A 12,177-nucleotide genomic window follows, 5' to 3' on the forward strand; every position below is an offset into this window, starting at 1 on the left:
TTATCTTATTTTGAAGCTAATTGGTGACAACTGCCGGTCAGTTCCATCATCACCACGAGCCATAATGTTATCAATGTAAATAATACTACCGACTGTCAGGGTATTGAATTGTCTGGTCTGATCAGTCGTAAATCGATTTGAAGTGGATGACCAGGTGTTGGTATATCCTCCGGCTCCGGTAAAAGTAATGTCGAATTGGGTCACCGTAAACTTCAAGTCAAAATCAAAATCGATTAAGGCGGCAAAGATTCCATCTTCCGCCAGGAGATCTTCTTTTCGGATGACACCGCTGGTTTGTCCGGCGATGGTTGCCACGGGATCAGGCACTTGTTTTACCCGAAAGACCATGGAACCCATTGAGCGCATTTGTCCACCAATGTTCGCGTTTACAGTCACTTTTGTGTTACGTCCATTGATGTCTTCAGCCGTTGGAAAAACCAAGTAGTCTTTTCCGTCTTGCTGAATCTTCCCGTTGGTAACAGTTACTTGCAAATCTTCGGAAGGAACGCCGGGAACCGAGACGCTAACCGGGTTGGGAACGCCCATGTAGAATACGTTCATTTTCGTAGGCGAAATGGTTACCGAAGGTTCGCTGACGATGTATTCTTCTTCAAAAGGGTAGGAGTTAAAGCCTCCCTCTGGCGTTTTGTATTTGATGATTCCACCCCATTTGTATGTTCCGGCCGAAGTCGCGGGTACTTCATATATTCCTTTCCCATCCACAATATTCAGCGGCCTGTCATTTACTAGAATGATGGGTTGCTGTGTCGTGTCTTCTGCGGCTAAAAATACTTCGGCACGGTAAACATCCCCTTCAAGTACATACGATGTTTTTGCAATTACCCGTGCGCCAAGCTTGTTGAACTTGAACGAACTGGCATCAATCTGGCTGTAGAGATAGGTCAAAATGTTGGATTCGGCATTTTGAACATCAATCTGGATTTTCGATAAAAGAGCAATTACGGCAATTAATGGTTTATTGTCGAAGTGTTGAATTTCCCAGGTTTTTTTTTCTGCACCGTCTTTTAGCCGCACTTTGGGATCAGAAGTATCTAATTCTTGCTCAATCGACTTGCGAACGGGCGAATCTTCCTCAAGAAAGGACAGGAAAGCCCCCTTTAATTCGTCGATATCAGTTTTCAGGTCTTCTGCTTTCTTCATCCTGATCATGACTTCGGAAGGAATGTTCAGCTCGTCATCTTTCTTAATGACGATCGTATCTCCCTTGGTATTGACCATGAATGATTTGTTGCTTAGGTTAACCGATTCTCCTTCTTCTGTCAGGTTTGTACCACCTGATTTCATGATAATCTCTTCCTTCAGATCCGTAATTTTATTGGTCAAACCATCGGTAAGTGCTTTAACCCGGTCGGCTTTATCTTTCCATTCTTGCACTTTGGCCGGATTTTCTTCATATGCCTGGGCAAAGGATGCATAAAGTTGGTTATTTTTTGAGTCAACACTTTTGAGTGTCTGCATTAAGCTTGAATCAACCACTCGGAAGGCATCTAACACTTCGGATGCAACATTTAGTGCCATCATTGCGAGCAGCACTAAGTACATCATGTTGATCATCTTCTGTCGTGGAGTTTCCGGACAATTCTTGGTTCCCATATGCTAATGAGCTTATCGGTTTTTATTTATTTTTATAGTTCATTGCTCCCAGCATATTGCCATAAATGGAGTTTAGGGCTTCCAGGTGTTTATTCAGTTCTTCAGCGTTGTTCTTGTATTTCTTTATTTCTTCTGTAGATGAGGCGATCATTTCATTCATTTGGGCCATTTCTTTAAAGAAATTTTGCGAAGACTGGAGTTGTTGGTTCGTTTCTCTGAGCTGACTTTCGTAAGATGAGTTTAACGATTCGAGGTTTTTATTCAGCTTCGAAAGATTGTCTCCATAACTGGCCGAGCTTTTGCTTAACTCTTCCATGCCCGAGTCAATGGTTCCTGCTACTTTTTGGTACGAAGAAGCCAATTTGTTGCTTGCTTGTGCCAGTTGATTGGTAAATTCTTCTCCGGAAGTAGCCAGCTTGTTGAGCATTTGATTTCCGTTTTCTGAAAGGTTTTTGGCTGTTGTCGCGTAGGAACTCACCAGGTGACTCACCGACTCATTGATTTGGTGGTTGGCTTGGTTACTGATTTCTGAAAAGGTATTCATCGATTCGGAAGCCGAGGTCAGATTTTTTACATACATGTCCGTAGCTAGCGTTGCTGTGCTGATGTCGCTGATACTTGAGGCTGTATTGCTCAAATCGGTCAGCCCTTTAGTCACCTTGTTGATCAACTCAGGAGAGATATCTGCTTTTTGAAATAAGTCGCCAAACCCGTTTTTGGATTCTTCCATATACTGATCTTCCTCCAGCACATAATCTTCTTTCAGCTGCGGATATACCTTCTCCCAATGGGGCATCTCCATCGGTGGTTCGAAGGCTGAAATGAGAAAGATAAATGCTTCAGTGGTCAGCCCAATAATCAGGATTGGTCCCGAGTAGGGCCAATGTTGAAGTTTGAATAATGCACCCAGCAAGACGACTGAGGCTCCCAGGTTATAAACATAGCCTGTAAATACTTTCCAACGTTTACTTTGTATTATTTCACCGATGTTCATTTTTTCAGAATTAAGGTTCGACTAAAATTCATTACCAAAAGAGGATCTAACACAACGAAATCCGATATATGATTTTGCGGTATCTTGATATTCAAAACTCCGCGTTGAAACTTGTAAATAGGGAGCAATGTCTTTCCATGAGCCTCCGCGTATGACTTTGCGTTTCATTACCGGAGGGTCGTTGGGACGGGCATTGTACTCGAAATTTGGGTTGAAATCATTAACATACATGTAGGCCGATTCATCGTAGGCGGAGATGGTCCATTCAGCGACGTTGCCTGCCATGTCGTAAAGCCCAAAACCATTGGGATCGTAGTTTCCAACTTTGAGGGTAACGAGCCCCTCATCTTCTACATAGTTTCCACGAAGGGGCTTAAAGTTGGCCAAAAATCGGCCTTCATCATCACGGGTATAATACCCCCCCCATGGATACATGGAAATATCTTTATCGCCTCGTGCAGCATACTCCCATTCAACTTCGGTAGGCAGCCGATAATCCTGGATTTCAGGCTCCCGGTGACTTGTCAGATAGTCGTTGTGCAATTTGGTTCTCCAATGGCAAAAGGCTTTTGCTTGTTGCCAGGTAACCCCCACAACAGGATAATCGTCAAATCCCGGATGCCAAAAATATTTGGTTGTCCAAGGTTCGTTATAGGCATAGGTGTAATCGCGAATCCAAACCAGCGTGTCAGGATAAACATTGGCCGTTTCGCCGAAAATAAACGATGATCGGTTTTCGATTGGCCGCTCCTCACCATCCTGATCAATTATAGTACCTTCGTAGCTTTCGGTTTCATAATTGTACCGGTTGGCACCTTTGGCTGCCTGCTGATAATCAATCCAATAATAGGTGTAGAAAAGTTTTCTGGAATCGATTTCCTTTTTACCAAAGAACCGCTCATTACTAGGAATGTACATGGGTTCCAAAGCATCCATATAGTCGGGATCATCCCATTCCAGTCGTTCATCCCAGTTTATTCTTGGCGGATCGATGATGTTGCCATCACGATCTTCGCTAATCATGAATTCCGGATATTGTTCCCCTACCAATGTGCGCGCAATGGAATCGCGCACCCAATTGACGAACTGCCGATACTCATTGTTGGTGATTTCCGTGTCATCCATCCAAAAAGCATCAACCGATACCGTCTTGGTTGGGGTCGACGACCAGGTTGGATCTTCATCATTCGGACCAATATTCACGCTTCCACGATGGACAAAGGTCATTCCATAAGGGGCAGGTTCGAACCATTTGCCCCTTCCCTGAACTCCGGTCAGCTCTCCACTGCCGGATTTGCCGCAACTGGACAAGGCCAAAATTGTTGCGAGGATCAATCCTGAAGAAAATATTTTTTTCATAGCTACGCGTATTGCTTTCATAAGTTTAGCTTATAAAAATCGGATACTTTTATATTTTTTTAATCTACCCTTCCCAAAATCAACAGCATATCGCAGGAATATTTCCTGCGATCCGTATCCATATCGCCCCAGGGCAGAGGTCGTGATATCATAGGCCAAGCCTATATTCAGGCCATTGAGCATTTCAACGCCAACTAAAATGGCAATCGCATCATCTAACCGATAGCTTAGTCCCCCAGAGAACCGTTCGTTATAAACCAAACCCATCGTAAAATCGATTTGGGTGCTGGCCAAATCCGATTTTGCATAGATCGCTGGTCGCAACTCAAATAACGGGTTAGAGAGGCTAATATTGTATCCGCCAGACAAATAATAGTGCCTCACAAAAAACGTATAAGCCAAATCAGAAAAGTCAATTTTGGCCTCATTTAAATGGGTGACAGAAATGCCTGCAAAATAATTATTTGATTTTAAAAATAGACCAAATCCTACATCCAGCGCTAACTGGCTTACTTCACCGTCCGGAATAAGCCGGTCGGATCCGGGAGGTGTGGTGTAATCGGTTTGTGGAACTACCCAATCACCATTAATGGCCTTGTTAAATGCTCCAAAAGAAGCACCAATACCGAGATCTCCGATGCTGGTTGTTGTATGGTAAGCATAGTTTAGATTGACTAAAACATTCTTTTCATATCCCAGTTCATCACTGATGATATTCAATCCTACCCCACTTGTTCCGCCAAATATGTTAGCAGTAGTCTCCACGCTGAATAACAGTGTTTTGGGAGCTCCATCGAAGCCACTCCATTGATATCTGTTCAATATTAATCCAGTTATTGCATCATTACTTCCAGCAAAGCCCGGGTTCACCAACAACTGAGTTTCACGGTTGAAACTGAACTGAGGGTCTTGCTGCCCGTATGCGGCTAAGGTAATGAATATTGATAAAAATAAAAAGTAAAATATTTTTTTCATAAATTGGCTGTTACTGCCGTGTTTTCAGGCCAAAGTAAGCGAAAATAATAATTTCTCCCTTCCGTTTTATTAAACGTTTTGTCATGTTTTTCAACGGATTCCGTCATTTTTTATTTTACCAGCCGGTTTAATTTGCGAATGTTCCGCCACCAACGATCCGGTATTTCGTTTTGTGCCGCCATACGGTAATCTTCCTCGGTGCACGAGATAATATGCTCTTTGGTCTCTTCTTCGTCCGCAATTTTCATCCACCAACGTCCTGTTTTTTGACTTTGGTAAAACGTTAGTGGTAAGTCAATATCATCGATTTCAAGTAAAAATTCGTTGAAGTTCTCGTTGTTGCCTCCGGGTGCTTCACTTTTTTTGAAGTAAAAGCCTTCCAGGAAATGCCAGATTACCTGTGCCATCAGTTTGCTGCTCAGATCCTCACGATCCAGTCGGGGGATCAGGTTGAAAAATCCAGCCACTTTTAGCTGATCGGCCATGCCCGCATAGTGTCCAATTTGGCAAGCCTCTTCAGCATATAAGCCATTTGGTGAGCCAAAATACTGTCCCGGAGCCTCCAGCAGCCTGATGGCATTGATGTCGAAGCTAAGCACATCCGCATCACGCAGGTAGGGTTCAATATTGTTCATATCATACCGGATCTCGCCCAGTCGCTTCACTTCGGCCCCAAGTTCGTAACTGTGGTCCAGCTCAAGGCCATCCACAAAATAGTTCTGGTAACCTAAAATGGTTTGCGCATAAAGATTTGGTTGTTTTTCAATGATAAAATTCAGATAGGTTTCTGAATTTATGGACTTTACTCCTTTTTTGAAATCAAATTTTGGATCGATGTTGGCCAGGTTAAAGAGATTTTCTTCAAAGGCCTTGGTAATCCCAAAAGTCAAGTCTTGGCTGCCGCCCAGCACAACAACGGTTTTGCCTTGCTCTACCAAGCTGCTGCATACGTCGCGCAATGCAAAATAGGTGTCGTTAACCGTTTTTCCCACTTTGATGTTGCCTAAATCCAGCACCTTAAAGCGGGGCGAAATGCGATTTAAATTGTAGAGATGCTGCCTGATTTTGTTCGGCGCCTTGGCGCTGCCCCGGATTACGGCGTTACGGTCTTCTTCAACTCCAACAAGCACTAGCTCTGCTTTATCGAGAGGTAGTTTGAGCTGGTTCTTTTCAAGAACCGTTCCCAAACTGAATTTTGCCTGTGTCCAGGGCGTAAGTTTAAATTTCGAGAAATCAACCGGTTTCAGATAAAGCTTCGTGTCCATTCGCTAAGTGCTGTGCTGTGATTATAGTCGTATTTCAAGTTTCAAAACTTTTTTGTATCAGCCAAGACCTTTGTGAATAACAAAATAGCCAATGACCTAAAGTTTTGCCCGGATGAAAATAAATAAAAAAGGCAAACATTATGAGGTTTGCCTTTGGATATTATTTTTTCTTTTTTCTTTTCGGCTTCGGACCTTCTGCAATGATCTTCATACAGTCCTCGAGTGAAAGATTCTCAGCCTCGGTTCCTTTTGCGATTTTGTAGTTTTTCTTTTTATACGAGATGTAAGGTCCCCACCGTCCATTCAGGATGCGAAGCTCGGGCTCCTCGTCAAAGGTTTTGATCAGAGCTTTGCGATCTTTCTCACGCTTGGCTTCAATCAGTTCAATGGCACGATCCAGCTTAATGGTATAAGGATCGTCTACATCTTTTTCAAGCGATACAAATTTGTTGTCATGGCGGATATACGGTCCAAAGCGACCAATGGCAACGCTCACTTTTTTGTCTTCGTATTCACCCAGGTCACGCGGGAGTTTAAACAAGTCCAAGGCCTCTTCCAAGGTGATGGTTTCCAGGTGTTGCCCGCTGCGAAGGCTGGCAAATTGCGGTTTTTCGCCTTCTTCGGTGGTTTCGCCCAGTTGTGCCAGTGGGCCATAACGGCCAATTTTAACCGAAATTGGTTTCCCGGTTTTCGGATCATCTCCCAAAATGCGTTCGCCATTGGTGCGCTCCGAAACTTCCAGAGCGTTTTCCACATTCTCGTGAAATGGCTTGTAGAATTCATCAATCACATCGCTCCACACGCGGGTTCCGTCAGCCACTTCGTCAAATTCAACTTCAACCTTTGCTGTAAACCGGTAGTCCATGATTTTGTCAAAATATTTGATCAAAAAGTCATTCACAACCATGCCAATATCGGTTGGAAAAAGCTTGGAACGCTCGGCTCCGGTGATTTCAGTTTTTACCGCTTCTTTCAATTCATTGTTGACCAGCATCATGTGAACGAATTGACGCTCAACACCCGGGCGGTCTTCCTTCACGACATAACCCCGGTTTTGAACCGTGGTAATCGTTGGTGCGTAGGTAGAGGGTCGTCCGATGCCTTGTTCTTCCAGCTTTTTTACAAGGCTGGCTTCGGTGTAGCGCGGAGGACGTTGGGTAAAGCGTTCAGTGGCTTCAACCAGTTCGGCACGCAAGGCTTGCTTTTCTTTTACCGGCGGAAGTAAACTGGCGTTTTCGTCGGCTTCGTCTTCATTATCGGTCGATTCCATATAAACACGCAGGAAACCATCGAATTTGATCACCTCGCCGGTTGCCTGGAATAGTTCAGGACTGTTTGAAACGGCGATATTAATGGTCGTTCGTTCCAACTCGGCATCGGCCATTTGTGAGGCGATGGTGCGTTTCCAAATCAGTTCGTACAAGCGTTTTTCCTGATTCGAGCCACTCACATCTTCCTGGTCAATATAACTTGGGCGGATCGCTTCGTGCGCTTCCTGGGCACCTTTCGACTTGGTTTTGTACTGACGTACTTTATGGTATTTTTCGCCAAGAGACTGAATAATCTTACTTTTTGCCGTATTGATAGCCAGCGATGACAGGTTGACCGAGTCGGTACGCATGTAGGTAATTTTTCCGGCTTCGTATAAGCGTTGGGCTACCGACATGGTTTGCGATACGGAAAATCCGAGTTTGCGGCTGGCTTCCTGTTGCAAGGTTGAAGTGGTGAACGGCGCTGCCGGAGTTCTTTTCGATGGCTTGGTAACAATATCGGCAATACTGAATTCGGCAGTTTTGCATTTCTCAAGAAAAGCCTGTGCTTCTTCCTTGGTTTCGAATCTTTTTTTCAGATCTGCTTTGAGTTCAACAGCATTTCCGTTTTTATCAGGCACCAGAAAAACCGCCGTTACGCGGAAGTTCGATTTGCTTTCAAAGTTCATAATCTCGCGTTCCCGCTCCACAATCAGACGCACAGCAACCGATTGAACCCGGCCTGCAGACAGTGAGGGTTTTACTTTCTTCCAGAGAACAGGCGATACTTCGAAACCCACGATGCGGTCGAGTACCCGGCGAGCTTGCTGGGCGTTCACCAGGTTTTCATCAATGGGGCGTGGATTGGCAATCGCTTTTAAGATGGCTTCTTTGGTAATTTCATGAAAGACAATCCGACGTGTTTTTTCCGGTGTCAGTTTCAGTACCTCTTTTAAATGCCAGGCAATGGCCTCTCCTTCGCGGTCCTCATCCGATGCGATCCAAACCATTTTGGCATCCTTGGACTGTTTCTTCAGCTCAGCTACAATCTTCTTTTTGTCGGGTGAGACAATGTATTTGGGTTGATAGTTGTTTTCCATATCAATCCCAAAATCTTTTTTCTCGAGGTCTCTGATATGCCCCATGCTGGATGTAACAAAATAATCCTTCCCTAAAAATTTCTCGATTGTCTTTGCTTTGGCCGGGGACTCAACAATAACCAGATTCTCGTGCATAAAACCTCCTGTTTTCTAAAAATTTCTGCAAATAAAAGAAAATGCTTGACCATCTTCAAATTTTAGATGAATATTTTTAGTTTCATATTTGTTTGATAATGATTATTTTATTGCGCTTCGATGCTCATTGATAGCTTGCTGGATGAGAAAAATCAGCTTAGAAAATAAAAGTTTGGCATGAGCACGTTCTTCGCCGAATGATGATGTTAAAAAGGATTTTCCCTTCTAAACTTGTTTTCGAAGGGGAAAAATAATATTCTTATTCCTTTCGTTATATTTGCCCCAAACTTTCTTAAAACACCACATGGAAAAAGAGAAAAATAAATTTGGAAAATACGCTTACTTCTTTTGGTCACTGTACTTGGCAGGTCTGCTTGTGGTTGTTGCCCTCTTCTTTTTTATCGCCAAAGGGAAATTGGGTGAAATGCCCACCTTCAGGGAGTTGGAGAATCCTCAAAGTTTGCTGGCTTCGGATGTCATTTCGCGCGATCACGTTGTTTTGGGGCGATATTTCAGAGAGAACAGAAGTTACATCGATTTTGACAAATTACCGCCCGAATTAATTGAAGCACTTGTGGCAACCGAAGATGTTCGCTTTTACAAGCATTCAGGCATTGATCTTCGGGGATTACTTCGTGTTGCAAAAGGGGTTTTGACAGGAGATGAAAGTTCGGGGGGAGGTAGCACCATCAGCCAGCAGTTGGCCAAGATGCTCTTCCCGCGGCAGGATTTCGAGAATAAACTGCAGTTGGTGTTCCGGAAGTTTAAAGAATGGGTGATTGCCGTCAAGCTCGAACGAAGCTATACCAAAGAGGAAATCATGACCATGTATTTAAATAAGTATGATTTTCTGAATTTGGCCGTCGGAATTAAATCAGCCTCGCGGATTTATTTTAATGTCGAGCCCGATTCGTTGCAGTTGCACCAGGTGGCCATGTTCGTTGGGATGGCCAAAAATTCATCGCTTTATAACCCGGTGCGGCGACCCGAACTGACCAAGCAACGGCGAAATGTTGTGCTGGCTCAAATGAGGAGATATGGGTATATTAATCAGCAAACTTATGATTCGGTCAAGGTTTTGCCCCTTGGGCTGGATTACCAGAAAGAAGATTTTAAGCGCGGGTTGGCACCTTATTTTCGCGAGTATCTGCGAATCACCATGGGAGCATCAAAACCTGAGCGCAGCCGCTATGCATCGTGGCAACAGGTGAAATTTGAAGAAGATTCGGTGGAGTGGGAAACCAACCCGCTGTTTGGCTGGTGCAAAAAGAATTTTAAACCTGACGGGACTAACTACGACCTGTATGAGGACGGGCTGAAAATTTATACAACCATTGACTCCCGCATGCAGCGGTACGCCGAAGAAGCGGTGGAAGATCATTTGAAACTGGATTTGCAACCAGCCTTTGATAAGCACCTGAAACGGCTGGCTAATCCACCTTTCTCGGGAGATATGAGCACCAGCGAAGTGGACGATTTGTTGAATCGGTTCATCCGGCAAAGCGAACGCTACCGGGTCTTGCGATTGGAAGGAAAGAATTTTGATCAAATCAAGGAAGTATTTGAGCAGCCGGTAGAAATGGAAGTATTTACCTGGCAGGGCGATCAGGATACGATTATGAGTCCGCTGGATTCTATTCGGCATTACCTGGGGTTCTTTCGTTCTTCATTTATGTCGATGGATTTGGCTACCGGACAGGTTCGCGCTTATGTGGGAGGCCCCAACTACAAGCATTTTATGTACGACATGGTGAAAGGCGGTAAACGGCAGGTGGGCTCAACGGTGAAACCCTTTTTGTACACGCTGGCCATGCAAAATGGTTTGTCTCCGTGCACCAAGGTCCCCAATGTGCGTCAGCAATTTGTCATGCCCGACGGAACCATTTGGGAAGCAAAAAACGCCGGAAGCGACCGCGAAGGCGAAATGGTCACCCTGAAGTGGGGACTGGCGAACTCGGTAAACCAGATTTCGGCCTGGGTGATGAAGCAGTTCAACCCAAAGTCGGTGGTAAACGTGATGAATAAAATGGGAGTCTACAGCCGCATTGACCCTGTTCCATCCATGTTTCTGGGAACATCGGATATTACTTTGTATGAAATGGTTGGAGCCTATGGTACTTTTGCCAATAAAGGAGTGTACACGCAGCCTATTTTTGTTACCCATATCGAAGACAAGCATGGCAACGTCATTTCCCGCTTCCGGCCTGATCGGCGCGATGCCATTGACGAGCAGACCGCCTATTTGATGGTTAATCTGCTGCAAGGCGTGGTCGATAGCGGATCAGGACGCCGGGTTCGCTGGCATCCGGTTTACGGACAGATTGAAGGACCAATAGCCGGAAAAACCGGAACAACACAGAACCATTCCGATGGGTGGTTTATGGGGGTTACCCCGCAATTGGTTGGTGGGGTTTGGACCGGGGCCGACTTGAGGAGCATTCGCTTCGATGACATTTCGACCGGGCAGGGCGCCAACATGGCTTTACCTGTTTGGGGGCGGTTCATGCAGAAAGTATATGCAGACGAATCATTGGAGTACGGGCCCGATCACGAGTTTGAAAGGCCCATGAACTTCATTATGAACCTGGATTGCGATGAAGAAAACAGCCCTGAACAAAAACCGGCCGAGTTTGACGATTTCTTTTAGGCGACAAGCATCTACGAAATAATTATCAAGTTCCCCGGTGCTGAGAGGCGAATCACATGTGGGCTTGTGTGTTGCCGTTGGATTTATCCAGCGGCTTGGATGGTGCGCTGTTTTTTCGGGGCTTTAGCCGCATCAGAGAATGCTGCCAAAGCCTTTTTTCGGTGCTGTTTCCACGATTCGTAGACTAAAGCCGGCAATACCTCCAGCAAACTTTATCAACCCCAGGGTACGGGGTCATTCGATCTACTTCGCGTCTCCGCGCCTTTGCGGTTCCCACTCTCTCACCCTCTCCCCTCAACCCTCCGACTTATGGATTTTTAGCAAGGTGCGGTTCTGGATCTCCAGCTCCCGGACACGCTCCCGGCATTCGGAATAGTCCACCGGATCAATGATTTTCTTTTTGGCTCAGGCAGGTTGAGTTCATCAGCCAATACTTCGAGAAAGTTGTGGTTAAACACCAGGGACAATTGCTTCCGCTTTTCGACCATCATGGTGTTGGCATTGATTAACCGATGGATGAAGCTGGGTTTCATGTTGAGTCGCTGACCCGGTTGGGCCTGGTTCCAACCCCGTTCTTACATCTTCTCACATACGAGACGGATCGCCTCCTTGTTAAAATTTAGTTGATTCTCCATGGCCTTCTGATATTAAAATGACAGCTTGTTACATCCTCTTGTGATTCCGTTTGTGCGAACGGGATCTGAGGGCGTAACCTTCGTTCTCGAATTGAACCCCAAATTTTTTGAATAATTCCGGATAAAACCAATACCTGGCCGAAACGCAATAAAGAAAATCAACCGTGATGCATTCTTTTCTTGCCACGAATAAAAAAAGTACG

General features: G+C 45.0%; 8 protein-coding genes. 1 reads left to right on the forward strand and 7 read right to left on the reverse strand.

The features are described 5' to 3' along the window. The 6 genes from gldM to topA all read right to left on the reverse strand — a co-directional run bounded on the left by gldM (position 1) and on the right by topA (position 8,692). Positions 1–1,614 carry a gliding motility protein GldM gene (gldM, locus tag AAC033_RS04235; RefSeq protein ID WP_339735736.1) on the reverse strand — a complete coding sequence of 538 codons (1,614 nt, stop codon included), beginning with the start codon at positions 1,612–1,614 and terminating at the stop codon, positions 1–3. A 22-nt stretch (positions 1,615–1,636) separates the two neighbouring features. Then, positions 1,637–2,608: a gliding motility protein GldL gene (gene gldL, locus AAC033_RS04240; RefSeq protein WP_339735738.1), complete on the reverse strand. Its 972-nt coding sequence runs from the start codon at positions 2,606–2,608 to the stop codon at positions 1,637–1,639. Positions 2,609–2,629: 21 nt separating this feature from the next. After that, positions 2,630–3,988 carry an SUMF1/EgtB/PvdO family nonheme iron enzyme gene (locus AAC033_RS04245; protein WP_339735740.1) on the reverse strand — a complete coding sequence of 453 codons (1,359 nt, stop codon included), beginning with the start codon at positions 3,986–3,988 and terminating at the stop codon, positions 2,630–2,632. 9 nt (positions 3,989–3,997) lie between these two features. Next, positions 3,998–4,942, reverse strand: coding sequence for a type IX secretion system membrane protein PorP/SprF (locus AAC033_RS04250; RefSeq protein ID WP_339735742.1), 945 nt, complete (start codon positions 4,940–4,942; stop codon positions 3,998–4,000). Between the two features lie 110 nt (positions 4,943–5,052). After that, positions 5,053–6,207 (reverse strand): formimidoylglutamase, encoded by a 1,155-nt coding sequence (locus AAC033_RS04255; protein WP_339735744.1) that lies wholly within the window; start codon positions 6,205–6,207, stop codon positions 5,053–5,055. A 160-nt stretch (positions 6,208–6,367) separates the two neighbouring features. Continuing rightward, a complete protein-coding gene (gene topA / locus AAC033_RS04260) occupies positions 6,368–8,692 on the reverse strand; it encodes a type I DNA topoisomerase (RefSeq protein WP_339735746.1) in 2,325 nt (774 codons plus the stop codon). Positions 8,693–8,996: 304 nt separating this feature from the next. Between topA and AAC033_RS04265 the strand changes: the two genes are divergently transcribed. Next, positions 8,997–11,339, forward strand: a complete 2,343-nt coding sequence (locus AAC033_RS04265; protein WP_339735748.1) for a transglycosylase domain-containing protein — start codon at positions 8,997–8,999, stop codon at positions 11,337–11,339. A gap of 317 nt (positions 11,340–11,656) precedes the next feature. Here AAC033_RS04265 and AAC033_RS04270 read toward each other — a convergent pair whose 3' ends face one another. Beyond that, complete coding sequence (locus AAC033_RS04270; RefSeq protein ID WP_339735750.1) at positions 11,657–11,872, reverse strand: hypothetical protein; 216 nt, start codon at positions 11,870–11,872, stop codon at positions 11,657–11,659. Positions 11,873–12,177: the final 305 nt, after the last annotated feature.

Source organism: uncultured Sunxiuqinia sp. (assembly GCF_963974515.1).
Lineage (GTDB): Bacteria > Bacteroidota > Bacteroidia > Bacteroidales > Prolixibacteraceae > Sunxiuqinia.